This window comes from Serratia sp. GW822-FHT06E05 (genome assembly GCF_058799445.1).
The window spans coordinates 83,377-98,016 of the sequence record NZ_JBXALM010000011.1; the positions used below are offsets into that span (position 1 = coordinate 83,377).

Consider the following 14,640-nt stretch of genomic DNA (forward strand, 5'->3'; position numbering starts at 1 on the left):
CGGATTACAGTTTGGCGCACGGCAGCAGTAGCTGGTCCAGCGGCTTGGCGGCGCCCGGTATAACAATGCGGCACTGGCGTTGGCCTTCCCAGGCGACGTCCAGCTGCTCTTGCGGCTGCACGCCGGTCAGGTAGACCGAGCCGCCGTCGTTCACGACCGCCACCTCACGGCCTTTTTCGCTCAGCACCGTGGCGCCGAACGGCGGTTCGCTGCCGTCGGCAAGCTTGATGGTGGCCAGCAGCTTGCTGCCTTTCACCACCTCAAAGTGGCGGTAGCCGATGGCGCCCTCGGTCAGCGTGCCTTGCACCACCGCTCGGGTGGCCTCCACGTCGTCCGCCAGGGTATTGACGTCGATGCGGGTGTCGGTGTTGTAGTAGCTGGTGATATCGGAGATCACCGCCAGGCCGAAGCGGTTGCTGTAGGCGCGGCCGTTGTTGATCGGCACCCCGGCGATGCCGTCGGTGTCCAGCATCATCCGGCTGCCACCGTTGCTGGAGTTCTGGTGGGCGGCAATGCCGTGTCGGGTAGCGGTAATGCCGCTGCGGAAGGTCCCGCCGATCGACGAATAGCTGTCCTGCTGGTAAGAGGCGCTGGCGTTGAGCGAGCCGAAAGAGGCGTTATGGCTGTAGTAGCCGCGGGCCAGCGATTTGCCGGACTGGTTAAAGCCGCCGCTGACCTGCCAGGTGTTGTTCGGGTCGGTATAGTCGTTGTAAGACGCCATCTGCGTCACGTCGCTGTTGCTGGTTTGCAGTGAGTAACCGAGCCGGCGGCGATCGCCGATCGGCACGCTGAAGTTCAGCATCACGCTGTCATCGGTGCGGCCGTGATAGGTGGTACGGTAGGCCGACAGCGATGCGGTCACATTGCTGACATTGCCAACGTTGAACAGCTTGCTGGCGGATAACCCGTAGCGATCCTGCGCCCTGGCATCCCAATAGGTTTGGTGCGAATAGGTCAGGTAAGCGGTGATCGCCTTGGCGCTGTCTTCCGCCATAAAGGTTTTGCTGGCGGTAATGGTGTACAGCTCTTTTTGGCGGCCGTTGTAGCGTTCGTCATAGTCGTTGTAGCGCTCTTGCAGATACTGCGACATGTTCATGAACTTGCGCTGTGAGAAGCGGTAGCCGGCGAAGGTGATCTGGCTGTTCAGCTCATCGAAGCGCTTGGCGTAGTTGACCTTGAACGACATGCCGCTGGCGGTAGGCTCATTGGGCAAACGGGCGATGGACTGCGTCACGTCCACCGACATGGCGCCGAACACGTTAAGATCGCGACCCAGGCCGAGCGCCCAGGCGTTGTAATCGCCGCCGAGCAGGGCGCCGCCGTACAGCGACCAGGCGCTGGTCAGCCCCCAGGAGAAGTCGCTGGCGGAAAACAGTGGCCCTTGCGTGCGGTGATCGTATGCCGAAGGTTTCCCCACCGCGACGTTGTAGCGGACATAGCCGGGGCGCGTCAGGTAAGGGATGGTGGCGGTGTCGACCTGGAAAGTGGAGACGGTGCCGTCTTGTTCTTCCACCTTCACGTCTAACCGGCCACGTACCGAACTGTTGAGATCCTGAATGGCAAACGGCCCGGCGGGCACGGTGGTTTCGTACAGCGTACGACCTTCTTGCGAGACGGTGATCTTGGCGTTGCTTTTGGCAATGCCGCGTACTTCCGGCGCATAACCCTGCAGGTTTGGCGGCAGCATGCGCTCGTCGCTGGCCAGATTCAGACCGGTAAAGCGGTAAGAATCAAAGACCCCCGAGTCGAGAAAGATTTCACCGAGCGTCAGCTTGGCAGCCTGCATCGGCAGCGCGCGGTAGGCGTAGATCTGGTTCCAGTCGAAGTTGTTATCGCGCTCGCCGGCCTGCTGATTGTAATTGGCCTGATAGTCGGCACGCAGGCGCCAGGCACCCAGGTTGGCCCCCACCGTCCCGTAGCTGCTGAGATTTTCGGCGGTGTTGTTATTGTGGCTCTGCTTGCCGACTTGGCCGCTGATGCTGTAGTCCAGCAGCAGTCCGGGAATGCCGTCGTCCCACTGCTCCGGCGGTGTCCAGTCCGGATCGGAATATTTCATCCAGGCCTGCGGGATGGTGATGGCCAAGACGCCGCCGCCGATGCGGTCGGAGATGGTCGCCCCTTTGATGCCGCTGATATCGGCGCAGCTGTTGTCGTGCCACAGGGTGATTTTTTTGAGGACGTCTTCTTTCAGCGCCATTTTCTCGACCAGATCCGGCGGCAGGCAGACGCGAGAGCGATCCTTTTTATCCGGCGACGGATAATATTGAATGCTGCGCTGCGGCAAGGTTTTCTGGTTGATTTTGATATCCAGCAAATAGGCGCCGGGCATGACGTAATCGGCGTCGGAAAAACGCGATAAATCCACTTTGCTGCGATCGCCAATATCCAATACGTCGGTATTGAATTCCGTGGCGGAAAAAGCCGAATGCACCCAGAGGAAAGATAGAATGACGGTAAGGGGTATTTTTTTCCGTGTCAGTAATGACGTCATAGAATAATCACTCATGGCAAATCCGCGCCCAATAGCAGGTCATCCTGTACGACCTGAATACGTAATACGTGATGTCATTCAGTGCCTGACGGCGGCACCCGCCTAACGAGGCGTTACTTACAGATAAGACAGGGTGAATTTCGCCAGTGAGCTGAATCCGCCGGCTCTGGCCCTGTCGGGATGAATACGTAACTGAGCGCCAAAGCGCAGCGTGTTGTCGCCGGCGACAATCTGGTAATCCGCGGTGGTACTGCCCAGCGGTATCTGAACGCCGTTGGCGGTCAGTAGCTCAATAGCCACGCCCTGGGCTTCGCCATAAACCCCCAAGAGATCGGGATCTCGGCTGTCGGCGATGCCGTTGAAAGTGACGGTGGCCGCGCGGTAGATAAAGTCGGGTTTCACGATGCTGGCCAATTCGCAGTTCACCAGCTTGATCTCAAAGTTGCGGCGGCTGCCGATCAGTACCGGCTGCGTATCCAATGCCGCATCGGTCATCGAGATCAGGCCGAAATCAACGGTCTGGTCTAGGCTTTCGCTGGCAATCCCGCAGGGGGTTTCGACGATCTCGCCACCCAGGTTGAGTGTGCCGTGGCCCTGATTTTTCGCCGTCGCCTCTGCGCTGCAAAGGCTGAGCGCGATAAGCAGTACGCCCGAAATCCGGTTTGTCATGCTGGCGTCTCCCTGTAGCCGTTGGTCCCGTTACCCAATGTCCGTGCAGGTAAAACGGGGACACCAAAGTGGCGTCCCCGAGGGGGGATTACAGGTAAGCCAGTGTGAAGTTTGCAACGCTGGTGAATTCGCCTGGGACCACGGCGCCAGAAGCGCTGCTGCCTTGCAGATAAGCGGCGAATTTCAGGGAGTTATTACCTTCGGTCAGACCCTGGCCATCGGTTGCGGTGCCCAGTTCAACGTCTTTGGAATGCAGGTTGTCATAGATTCTGATGCCAGCGCCGGTTGCGGTGCCGCTCAGTGCCAGCAGTTTGCTGTTATCTGGATCCGGCGTACCGGTGAAGGTCACCTGGACGTTCTTCATGGTCGCAATAGAGCAATCTTTCAGTTCGATGCTGAATGGCTCAGAGCTGGATTTGCCTTCTTTAGCCAGCAGACGGCTGCTGATTTGGCCCATAGGGACAGTTTGATCAACAGATTCCGGTGCTACGCTGCATGGCGCATCAATAATTTCACCGGTAAAAGTGACTTTACCGCTGCCCTGGTTAGATGCGGCGTGAGCAACAGATGCAGAAGCGAAAGCAATCACGGTTGCCAGCATTAATTTATTCAGTTTCATTTCTCAAGTTCCTGTAGAGAGTATTTAAATAAAAAGAACAGCACATCTAAATCCCCCACAACAGCGGCAACGTCATGTCGCCGACGCCGTAGTTGGAGCCAGATCCTTTTGCTCTGGGCAATACGCCACCCTCCGTTATTCATGAGTGAATAACGAAATATTTTGGAAGTCGTACAAGCGAAATCCATAAAAGAAAAATAGGTATATCACCATAGCGTCTTGCTGGGATTATTCTTGCAAATAATAGGTGCGGTTGGAAATAGCTTTTATTAAGTTAAGTCAAATACAGAATATAAAACCAAAAGGAAAAAGAAATATATATAATTGAAAATCAATAGATCGTATACAAATATTATCCAGAATAAATGACTATATAAATAGCAATATGCGAGATATTAGATCGCCAGAATTAGTGTTCGCACTACAATTAGCAATATTGTTTTGATAATATCGCCCTCAGACAGCAGATGATGAATTCTGCGCGTTAATCGCGGGTAAAAAGTTAACTCTTTGTTTTTATGGGTGAACGTGCCGGTAATACTGGCCTGGGATGTGACTTTCATTCATTGTGGCTACGATAATTTCTTTTTGAGTTTTAACAAAAACATAACAATACAGATGTGTATCGGATTATTACCAATACCCGACTGTTATTGTGCGTTTTTGTTATTTAACTCGTTAGGATTAATCAGAAGCAGTCAGATAAAGCAGGGCTTCGCGACATAATAATGACCTAAGTGATAATTAAGGGATGATAAACGGAATGATTACCATAATTAATGATTCAACTCGCCGTTCCGCCGTCGCTACGGCGTTGATGATAATGTCCTGTTTACTGCTGTCCGGTTGCGTAGGAAAAAATGGCACCGGCACGGTTGCCATGAAAAAAGTTTCACAGAGTAATCCTAAGGAAAACACTGATGAGCAACGGATCGCGCTTTGTCAGCAACGGGTCAACTCACTTAAGAATATTAATCCGCAAAGCTATCAGAAACGGATTGCTTATTTTAACGGGCTGTTGTCCAACGCCTCGGGATATGCCGGCATTCGCAGTAATGTCGATGAAAGCACCCGTAAAGCCATAGATGCGCTTTATAAATATAAAACCGAGAAATTCTGCGCCGACGTTGAGCATGAGCTGATGTCCGATCTGTCGAGCCGGGTGGAGAGCCTGTAATCATGAGAAGGTATGCGGAAGGAGCCGCTGCTTTGCTGCTGTTGTTGGTATGGGGCGCTGCATCGGCGGCAGAGATTGCACCTGGCAAGGATGACGGCATTCCCGCATTGCTGAAATTTGCCGAACAACAGCAGGCGGTGCCGGTGGTGGAAAGTGCACCTGCAGCGCCTCAGCCGGTGACTGCCAAGCCCAAACCCGCCGCTGTTACGCGCGGAGACAACGCCCGTCTGACTGCGCTGAATCAGGCCCTGCAACGGCAAGCCGAAACCATCCGCCAATTGGAACAGCAGCTGGCGGCTCAGGCTCAACCGGCGGCGCCAGCCCTCAAGGCAACACCCAAACCAGACCCGGTTGATATCCGGCCGCTGGTGGCCGCGTTAAAAGGGATCCGTAAGGCCATCGCCACGCCGCCAGACTTGATCGCCATGGCGGCGGCTCTGGCACGGCAGCAGCGGATCGTCACGCAGCAAGAGCAGCAGTTGCAGCAGCTCAACCGTCAGCTAGCCGCGCAGCGACAACCGCCGGAGCTGGCCAGCGATGCCGATAAGCAGGCCTACGCCGCCGGGGTTTCGCTGGGGCGTGACATTCTGCATTTACAGGAAGAGAACCGCCGCTTGGGAATCGAAGCCGATCGCCCGCGCTTGCTGGCGGGCATTGCCGATACGCTGGCGGGGCAGCAACGGTTGGATGATGCCGCCATCGACAGCGCGCTAAAGGCCGCAGACGCTGCCTTGCAGCAGGCCCAACAGCAGCGACAGCAGGCGATACGGGGGGAGGGTAAAACCTACCTCGCCGATTTCGCCAAGCAGCCTGGCGTGCAAAAAGATGCGCTCGGTTTTTATTACCGTGTGGACTATGCCGGCAGCGGGCAGATAAACGCCAATGACAACGTCGATATCGTGGTACGCGAGAGCTTGCCCGATGGGCAAGTGATCAAGGATATGGACTTGGCCGGCACCACTATCTCTTTGCCTTTGTCGCAATATCCACCGCTGTTTCGCGCCGCCATCGGCAAATTGAACAAGCATGGGTCCATGACGCTGGTGGTGCCGCCAGTTCTGGCATACGGCGACAAAGGAAGCCCGCCCGCAATCCCCCCGGGCGCCACGATGATTTACACCTTGCGCGTGGCCGACGTGCTGCCGCAGGACAGGAGCAGGCAAAAGTAACCCAAGGAGTACGCGATGGCCAAGGCGCCGATAACATATGAAATCAGGAAGTCACATATGCTAAACGTGTTACGAAAACTCTGTATGGAGCGCGCGTCGGGGTCAGGGGAACATCACCCTCCGGCACCGGAACACTGGCCTAAAACCAGGGAGCTGGCAGACAAATGCGGTGAAAATATTTACACCACGCGCACGCTGTTATTGGCATTGGAAAAAGAGGGTAAAGTTCGTTGTACTCATCGCAGCATCAATAATTCGTTACGCTGGTATATTTGTGCATCACCCAAAAAAATGTAATTCCTTTCCTGTTTCGTCATTTTGACTACCCTTCACAGCGGATCAACTCAGGGCTGACGGAGCGAAAAGCGCCTCAGCCCGACTCCTTTGTTACGACTAATGACCAGCCATTGGCAGTGCAATTTTTGAGGCCGTATACTGAGGGCCTGGGTGCAAATATTTTCATGATGGATGCGTGCTTATAATGAAGGAAAGCAAAGAAATACTGTTATTGGATGATATTCATTATCAAATAGACGAGCAGGTTATTTTAGATTCCGTGTCTTTCGGACTGAATCAGGGCGAATTTAAACTGATTACCGGCCCGTCTGGCTGCGGAAAAAGTACCCTGCTAAAAATCGTATCTTCCTTGATCGACCCAACCCGTGGAAAAATTATCTTTGCCGGTAAGGCCATTACCGATATACCGCCGGAAGAGTATCGTCAACAGGTGTCGTACTGTTTTCAAACCCCTTCGCTGTTTGGCGACAGCGTGTATGACAATATCGCGTTGCCCTACCAGATTCGCAAACAAAAACCGGACAGGAAAAAGATGCAGGCCGACCTGGTGCGCTTTGGGCTAGCGGAAAATATGCTGGATAAAAGCGTTAACGAATTATCGGGCGGCGAGAAGCAGCGAATTTCGTTGATCCGTAACCTGCAGTTTATGCCCAAGGTTCTGTTATTGGATGAGATCACCAGTGCGCTGGATGAAGATAATAAACGCAACGTTAATGAAATTATTCATCAACTGGTCGCACAGCATGGCGTCGCGGTGTTGTGGGTTACGCATGATAAAGATGAAATCAAACATGCGGATGATGTGATTACTTTGAGTGCGCATCGCGCTCGGGCGCAGGAGACGACCAATGAACCAGCATAACATCAGCAATGAATCTTTGGCTTTGTCGATGGTATTGGTGATTATTGCTATTTTAATCAGCCATAAAGAAAAGCTGGCGCTGGAAAAAGACATTATCTGGAGTATTTGCCGGGCGGTGGTGCAACTGATCATTGTCGGCTACGTGCTGAAATACATTTTTGATGTAAATAACGCCATTCTGACGGTGCTGATGGTGCTGTTTATCTGCTTTAACGCCGCCTACAACGCGCAAAAGCGCAGTAAATATATCGATCATGCATTTATGACGTCGTTTATTGCCATAACCACCGGCGCGGTATTAACGTTGGCGGTGCTGGTACTGACCGGTTCGATTGAGTTTACCCCAATGCAGGTGATCCCGATTTCCGGCATGGTGGCCGGCAATGCGATGGTGGCAGTTGGCCTGTGCTACAACAACCTGGGGCAGCGTTTCAAAAGCGATCAGCAGAAGATTCAGGAGATGCTGAGCCTGGGCGCCTCGCCGAAGTTTGCTTCGGCGGCGCTGATCCGCGACAGTATCCGTGCTTCGTTGATCCCTACGGTGGACTCTGCCAAAACCGTGGGGTTGGTCAGCCTGCCGGGCATGATGTCGGGTCTGATCTTCGCCGGTATCGATCCGGTCAAGGCGATTAAGTACCAGATTATGGTGACTTTCATGCTGTTGTCGACCGCCAGTCTGTCGACCATTATCGCCTGCTACCTGGCCTACCGGAAATTCTACAACGAGCGCCATCAGCTGGTGGTCAGCACGTTGAAATAATCTGGAGAAAATAAGGGTAGGGGCGCCCGGTTAAATCAGGGGCGAGCATGCTCGCCCCTTTGCAGCCGCTACCCTTGCAGCAGAGCGATGCTCTGACGGATTTCACGTTCTATATCCGCTGCCGTCCAGCTGTCCAGTTGCGACGAAAACGGCTCGAAGGCGTAAATGCCGGTGTAGCCCAGGCGCTCCAGATCCTGCACCTGCTTTTTGCTCTCCAGCCGATCTTTATCGCTCAGCATGATGCGTTCTTCGTCGCTTAATGCGCTTTTAGCACGCAGATCTTCCACCCCGGAAAGGTGCACCAGCCCAATGCCGTCGATCTGAATTTGCGCATCAAATTCAGGCTGCGTGACGTCGCTTAAATAGTGGTGGAAGGTATCCAGCACGATTTTGTACGGCGCGCCAGAATCCCGGATCAGGGACTGCGTCAGCAGCGATGAGCGCAGTGAGCTGATACCGAACCCCAACGGCTCCACATAGCCCTGTACACCGTATTGCCTGAACAGCGGAGCCAGCAGCTTAAGGGCCGCCAGCGTGTCGGTTTTTTTCTGCTCTTCGCTGCGGTTATCGCCCGCGCTGCAATGCGGGCACAGTACCAGCGCCTTGCTGCGGATTGCCTGAGCTTGTGACAACAGCGCCTCGGCGTTTTTCAGCAACGCGGCTTGATCGTCCAGCAGGTTAAACATGCCGAGCGCGTTAATGGTGACGATTTCGATACCGTATTTTTCTGCCAACGCATTTAATTGATCGTTGCTCAGGTTATCGGTCACCTTGCCGCTCGACATATCGTTGCGCAGCTCTACTTTGTTGAGCCCGCACTTTTTCACCAGGCTGAAAAACTGTTCCAAATCGAGATTTGGCGCGATCTTGCGGTTGATGCAAAAACGGTCTGGCGCAATGGTCATGATGCATTACTCCTGAATGAGTTGATAAAGCCTGATATTTACAGGTCTATAGCGGCGTGCGTTGTATTTCGGGTTGAGGTTGGCGATAGCGTTTTGCCATGACCACGTCCTCCATTTTTTCCAGCGATACCCCTCGTGTTTCAGGAATATAGCGGCCGATAAACCAGTAACTGAACAGGCAGCAGACGGCGAACACCCACATTGGGAAGGCACCGTGGAAGCTGGAGAACAGATAAGGGTTATCGTTGATCATCGGGAAGGTCTGAGACACGACAAAGTTGGCCAGCCACATGCAGCCGACGGCAATGCTCATGCCCTGAGAGCGCATGCGATTGGGGAAGATTTCTGACACCAGGACCCAGGCGCCCACGCCCCACGACAGCGCATAGAACACCATAAAGAACAGCATGCCAAACAGCGCGAAGTAGCCGGTGGCCTCGGTATAGAGCGCATAGGAGGTGATCAGCAGGCCGGCGATGACGCCCAGCGTACCCCAACGCATCAGCGGGATGCGGCCCATGCGATCCATCAACATGGCACCGATGACGGAACCGACCAGCTGCATCACGCCGATCCAGATGGTTTGGAACAGCGCTTCCTGCGCGTTTACGGTGACGGTTTTCAGCACCACCGGCGCGTAATACATCATTACGTTAACCCCGGTGACCTGCTGCAGCATGGCGATCATGCAGCCAACGAACAGAATGAAGCGTACCCGTTTATCGGCATAGCTGAGTTTTTTCTGGCTGGCTTGTTGATCCTGTTTTATCGAGTCTTTGATTTCCTGCAGCACTTTTTTCGCATGTTCGGCGTTGGACACTTTGGTCAGCATCGCCAGCGCCTGATCGTCCCGGCCGACCATCACGCTCCAGCGTGGCGACTCTGGAATGATAAATACCAAAATGCAAAACAGGATGCAGGGCAGCACGCCGGAGGCGAACATCCAGCGCCAGCCCATCTCCACCAGCCAGGCTTCACTGGCGATGCTGGCGATTTTGAAGTTAACGTAGAAGATCACGATTTGGCCGAACACGATGGCGAATTGCTGCATGCTGAGCGCACGGCCGCGCATGTCTTTGGGTGAGACTTCCGACATGTACATCGGCGAAACGGTCGCGGCGATACCCACCGCCAAACCGCCGATAATGCGGTAAATCACAAACCAGGTGAAAGTTGGCGCCAGTGAAGAACCCACTGCCGAAATGGTGAACAGCACTGCCGCCAGCATCAGGGCCTTCTTACGACCATATCGCCCGGCCAGTGGCCCGGCGGCAAAGGCACCGACCACGCAGCCTATCACCACGTTGGAAACGGCCCAGCCGGTTTCGGCGGGGCTGAGATTAAAATAGGTTTTCAGGGATTCGATCGCGCCGGAGATCACGGCGGTGTCGTAGCCGAACAAAATGCCGCCAAGTGCCGCAATGCCGCATATTCGCAGTATGTACCCGGTATTATGCTTACGCTGAGATGACATGTGTTGCTCCGATTTTTTTCCTGGCTTCCACCCGCGCTGTTGGTTGTAGGGAAGAGGAGGCGGAAGGGGTTGGACCCTGCCTGTCATTAAGGCGGTGATAGTCGAGTTAACGCTTCGGTAAACAAGAACATTTATTTCATAATTAGTGAATAATGAAATATTGATTTTTAGATCCAGTTCAAAAAAAACCGCAAATGCCCCTCAAGCGTTACCGCGCGATCCTTTAACGTCTGGCCGGGTCGCCTTTCCCCGTGGGCTGCCTGTTTCTGTATAAAAGTCAGGGCTAATTCCCTGCCGTTAGCACGTGAACACAGGGACCGCTTTTTTTCCTGCATGTAATGGCCTTGCACAGTGATGTGGCAAAACTGCGACCTTCCGCACTAAAAACAAATTTTCTAAAATAATTTATTTGAAACTTTTTTTTCAATGAAATAGAGTTTGCTTCATCCGGTCAGGATTTAGCCTGCTTGCGGGCAGTCTCCGGCAAGCGGTGTGATGAAAACGCTACGGCCGCAGACGGTCAGGCGACAGCGGACTTAAAAGAGGGTGAGACATGAAAACCGTGGGTAACTTTATTGGCGGGCAGGTGTGCCTGAGCAGCAGCAATCAAACCGTCGACGTGCATAATCCGGCTTCCGGGCAGGTTGAACGCCGCGTGACGCAGAGCACTGCCGCCGAGGTGAAGCAGGCCATTGACGTGGCCCACCAGGCATTTGCCGACTGGTCGCGCACCACACCGCTGCGCCGTGCGCGCATCATGTTCAATTTTAAGGCGCTGCTGGAACAGCATCGCGACGAGCTGGCGGCGCTGATTGTCAGCGAGCATGGCAAGGTGTATTCCGATGCGCTGGGCGAACTGACCCGCGGCATCGAAGTGGTGGAATTTGCCTGCGGCATTCCACATCTGATCAAGGGCGAATATTCTGCGGACGTCGGCAGCGGCGTTGACAGCTTCTCGCTGATGCAGCCGTTGGGCGTGGTCGCGGGTATCACTCCCTTCAACTTCCCGGCGATGGTGCCGATGTGGATGTTCCCTATCGCGCTGGCCTGCGGCAATACCTTTGTGCTCAAGCCCCCGGCGCTGGTGCCTTCGGCCTCGGTTCGCATGGCCGAACTGCTGAAAGAAGCCGGGCTGCCGGACGGCGTATTCAATGTGGTGCATTGCGCAAACGAAGAAGCCGCGCAGCTGTGCACCGATCCCCACATTCAGGCGGTGAGCTTTGTCGGCTCCTCTGCGGTGGCGGAACATATCTATACTACCGCCAGTGCCCACGGCAAGCGGGTGCAGGCCTTCGGCGCGGCGAAAAACCAGGCCATCATCATGCCTGACGCCGATCTGGACGCGACGGTCAATGCCCTGATGGGCGGCGCATTCGGCTCGGCTGGCGAGCGTTGCATGGCGTTGCCGGTGGCGGTGGTCGTCGGCGACGACACGGCCGATAAACTGATTGCCAGACTGAAGCCGCTGATCGCTCAGCTGCGCGTTGGTCCAGGGCTTAAACAGGGTGGCGAAGAAAACGAGATGGGGCCGCTGGTATCCTCGGCGCACCAGAAGAAAGTCCTGGGTTATATCGATCTGGGCGTGGAAGAGGGCGCTACCCTGGTGGCCGATGGCCGCAACTATCAGGTGGCGGGTTACCCGGACGGCTACTACGTTGGCGGTACCCTGTTTGACCACGTTACGCCGGAAATGCGTATCTATCGTGAAGAGATCTTCGGGCCGGTGTTGGGCATTGTCCGCGTGCCGGATTACCAGACCGCCATCGATACGGTGAATAGCCATGAATTTGGTAACGGCAGCGCTATCTTTACCAGTAACGGTCACTATGCGCGCCAGTTCGTGCAGGAAGTGCAGGCCGGCATGGTGGGGGTCAACGTCCCGGTGCCTGTCCCGATGGCGTTCCACAGCTTTGGTGGCTGGAAGCGCTCGGTGTTCGGTGCATTAAACGTTCACGGCACCGACGGCGTGCGTTTCTACACCCGGATGAAAACCGCCACCGCCCGCTGGCCAACCGGGCAGCAAACGGTGTCTGAATACAGTATGCCGACGCTGGGTTAAGGCACTATACCCGTCGTCTTTCAAGCCGCAGCGTTGTTACCTGCTTACAAGACCCATCCGTGGGTCTTACCCCTTCGGGGCCGCAGCAAGCAGCGTTCAAATCTGTTCCCGACAGATTTGTCATTCACCTCAGTCACTTACTTAAGTAAGCTCCGGAGGATGAATGAGCTGGACGCCTGGCTGCAACTTGAAATCCATAGGGTATGTGCATCTACCCTTCATACTTGAAGCCGCATCTGTGTTGGCTGCGTGTATTTGGCCCAGTCACCCTGTAGGGGGCGAATAAATTCGCCCCGATTAATGCGGGCGCAGCATGCAGCGCACCTACGATGATGCAACGCCAATTATTTGGGGTCTATTCATACTTGATTGGGAGAATTACCATGTCTTCATTGCTCGCCAAATGTCAGCAGCCAAATGCCGAGGGGCGCATCCAGCACGTCACCCCGGAGAATGCCGACTGGCGCTTTGTCGGGTTTGACGTCTATCGTCTCGAAGCCGGTCAGTCGCTGCAGTTGGAAAGCGGCGACAAAGAACTGTGCCTGGTGCTGGTCGCCGGTATCGCTTCTGTCGCTACCCTGCGAGCGGAATACCCGAGCATCGGTAAACGGATGAGCCCGTTTGAGCGCACCCCGCCTTATGCGGTGTATGTGCCGCATCACGATCGAATTGAAGTGCGCGCGGAAAGTGCGTTGGAGTTGGCTGTTTGCAGCGCGCCGAGCCACGGGCACCTGCCATCGCGGCTGATCACCCCGGCAGACGTGGGCGTAGAGCGGCGCGGTAAAGGGCGCAACCAGCGTCTGGTACACAATATCTTGCCGGACAGCGCGCCGGCCGACAGCCTGTTGGTGGTGGAAGTGTACACGGATGAGGGCAATACCAGCTCTTACCCTAGCCACAAACACGATCAGGAAGATTCGCCGGATGAAACCTATCTGGAAGAGACCTACTATCACCGGATCCAGCCGGAACAGGGCTTTTGCCTGCAACGGGTCTATACCGACGACAGGTCGCTGGACGAGTGCATGGCGGTCTATAACCGCGACGTGGTCAAGGTGCCGCGCGGCTACCACCCGGTGGCAACGCTGGCCGGTTACGACAACTACTATCTCAACGTGATGGCCGGGCCGGTGCGCCTGTGGAAATTCACCTGGGAAAAAGACCACGCCTGGATTAATAGCGACGGATACCCAGCGGCGAAATAATTCGCATCAGGCCCGGCTAGCCGGGCCTTGTTGATCCTGCACGTATTACTCTTCTTTGGCGTTATTCAGCGCCAGCGATACCGCCAGGGTTTGCGCCAGACACATAGAGGCGACCTGGGAGCGGAAACCGTCCACCTGCGCTTCGCGCACCACAAAGCACACGTCGCTGAAGGCGGCCAGCGGGCTGACCTGGCTGTCGGTAATGGCAATCTGCTGTGCGCCACGCTTGGCGCCCAACTCCACCAGTTCCAACGCTTCCTGCGCATACGGCGAATAGCTGATGGCGATCACGACGTCATTGGGTTTCACCATGCTGAGTTGCTCGGTAAACATGCCGCCCAAACCGTCGATCAGAAAGGCTCGGCGCTCCAGGTGACGCAAGGCATAGGTGAGGTACGAGGCGACGCTGAATGAGCGACGCAGACCGATCACGTAGATATTTTCGGCGTTGTTCAGCAACTCAACCGCGCGATCCAACTGCTCGGGGCTGGTTTGCATCGCCAGCTGTTGCAGGGCCTGAGCATTGACCATGGTGAAAACGTTAAGAATTTCCGCCGGTTTTTCCGGCGCAACGTTATCGTCGGTAGAGGTCTGGCGAAACAGGCGGGCCCGTTCGGTATAGTTGACCGTTTCTTCCATCAGGTGCTGGCGAAAAACCTGTTTCATTTCGTTGAAACCGCTGAAGCCAAACGCGTTGGCAAAGCGGATCAGGGTCGACGGCGGGACGCTGGCCTGTGCGGCGATGGAGGCGACGGTATCGAAAGCAATGCTGTTACTGTTATCCAAAATGTAACGCGCCACCTGTTTCAAACGCTTGCTCAGCGTTTCATAACGGTGGCGGATCTCGTCCTGTAACAGCGAAAGTTGAGTTGGGTTGTTCATCCATTCGGCTCGCAGTGTGGGCTAAGGCGTATTGGCCTGACGCCTGAATTATTGACAGCTCATTCTAACAG

13 protein-coding genes are annotated in these 14,640 nt (G+C 55.1%); 7 read left to right on the top strand and 6 right to left on the bottom strand.

What is annotated here, in order from left to right:
- Nucleotides 1–4: 4 nt before the first annotated feature.
- From AC1RKC_RS21145 to AC1RKC_RS21155, 3 genes are all read right to left on the bottom strand, one after another.
- The gene (locus AC1RKC_RS21145) at nucleotides 5–2,506 is read right to left on the bottom strand and encodes a fimbria/pilus outer membrane usher protein (RefSeq protein WP_046372439.1); all 2,502 of its coding nucleotides are present in this window, start codon (nucleotides 2,504–2,506) and stop codon (nucleotides 5–7) included.
- 102 nt (nucleotides 2,507–2,608) lie between these two features.
- Nucleotides 2,609–3,160: a fimbrial protein gene (locus AC1RKC_RS21150; protein ID WP_048760457.1), complete on the bottom strand. Its 552-nt coding sequence runs from the start codon at nucleotides 3,158–3,160 to the stop codon at nucleotides 2,609–2,611.
- Nucleotides 3,161–3,248: 88 nt separating this feature from the next.
- Entirely contained in the window at nucleotides 3,249–3,779 is a 531-nt protein-coding gene (locus AC1RKC_RS21155) for a fimbrial protein (RefSeq protein WP_020837413.1), read from the bottom strand.
- 763 nt (nucleotides 3,780–4,542) lie between these two features.
- On the opposite strand from AC1RKC_RS21155, the gene AC1RKC_RS21160 reads away from it, so the two are divergent.
- From AC1RKC_RS21160 to fetB, 5 genes are all read left to right on the top strand, one after another.
- Nucleotides 4,543–4,956, top strand: coding sequence for a YuaE family lipoprotein (locus AC1RKC_RS21160; RefSeq protein ID WP_020837412.1), 414 nt, complete (start codon nucleotides 4,543–4,545; stop codon nucleotides 4,954–4,956).
- 2 nt (nucleotides 4,957–4,958) lie between these two features.
- A complete protein-coding gene (locus AC1RKC_RS21165; protein ID WP_493092718.1) occupies nucleotides 4,959–6,125 on the top strand; it encodes an FKBP-type peptidyl-prolyl cis-trans isomerase N-terminal domain-containing protein in 1,167 nt (388 codons plus the stop codon).
- A gap of 15 nt (nucleotides 6,126–6,140) precedes the next feature.
- On the top strand, nucleotides 6,141–6,422 hold the full coding sequence (locus tag AC1RKC_RS21170) for a FaeA/PapI family transcriptional regulator (RefSeq protein WP_493092719.1): 282 nt from the start codon (nucleotides 6,141–6,143) through the stop codon (nucleotides 6,420–6,422).
- A gap of 184 nt (nucleotides 6,423–6,606) precedes the next feature.
- Nucleotides 6,607–7,284, top strand: a complete 678-nt coding sequence (fetA, locus tag AC1RKC_RS21175; RefSeq protein WP_493092720.1) for an iron efflux ABC transporter ATP-binding subunit FetA — start codon at nucleotides 6,607–6,609, stop codon at nucleotides 7,282–7,284.
- Entirely contained in the window at nucleotides 7,271–8,044 is a 774-nt protein-coding gene (fetB, locus tag AC1RKC_RS21180; protein ID WP_020837408.1) for an iron efflux ABC transporter permease subunit FetB, read from the top strand. Before fetA ends, fetB begins: the two co-directional genes overlap by 14 nt.
- Nucleotides 8,045–8,112: 68 nt before the next feature.
- On the opposite strand, the gene AC1RKC_RS21185 is transcribed toward fetB, so the two are convergent.
- Nucleotides 8,113–8,949: a TIM barrel protein gene (locus tag AC1RKC_RS21185; protein WP_122080411.1), complete on the bottom strand. Its 837-nt coding sequence runs from the start codon at nucleotides 8,947–8,949 to the stop codon at nucleotides 8,113–8,115.
- A 46-nt stretch (nucleotides 8,950–8,995) separates the two neighbouring features.
- Entirely contained in the window at nucleotides 8,996–10,423 is a 1,428-nt protein-coding gene (locus tag AC1RKC_RS21190) for a sugar porter family MFS transporter (protein ID WP_046372444.1), read from the bottom strand.
- Nucleotides 10,424–10,976: 553 nt separating this feature from the next.
- On the opposite strand from AC1RKC_RS21190, the gene AC1RKC_RS21195 reads away from it, so the two are divergent.
- Together AC1RKC_RS21195 and iolB are read left to right on the top strand one after the other, a co-directional pair.
- Nucleotides 10,977–12,482: a CoA-acylating methylmalonate-semialdehyde dehydrogenase gene (locus AC1RKC_RS21195; protein ID WP_020837402.1), complete on the top strand. Its 1,506-nt coding sequence runs from the start codon at nucleotides 10,977–10,979 to the stop codon at nucleotides 12,480–12,482.
- Between the two features lie 383 nt (nucleotides 12,483–12,865).
- A complete protein-coding gene (gene iolB / locus AC1RKC_RS21200) occupies nucleotides 12,866–13,687 on the top strand; it encodes a 5-deoxy-glucuronate isomerase (protein ID WP_174574865.1) in 822 nt (273 codons plus the stop codon).
- Between the two features lie 45 nt (nucleotides 13,688–13,732).
- On the opposite strand, the gene AC1RKC_RS21205 is transcribed toward iolB, so the two are convergent.
- Complete coding sequence (locus AC1RKC_RS21205) at nucleotides 13,733–14,569, bottom strand: MurR/RpiR family transcriptional regulator (RefSeq protein WP_020837400.1); 837 nt, start codon at nucleotides 14,567–14,569, stop codon at nucleotides 13,733–13,735.
- Between the last annotated feature and the right edge of the window lie 71 nt (nucleotides 14,570–14,640).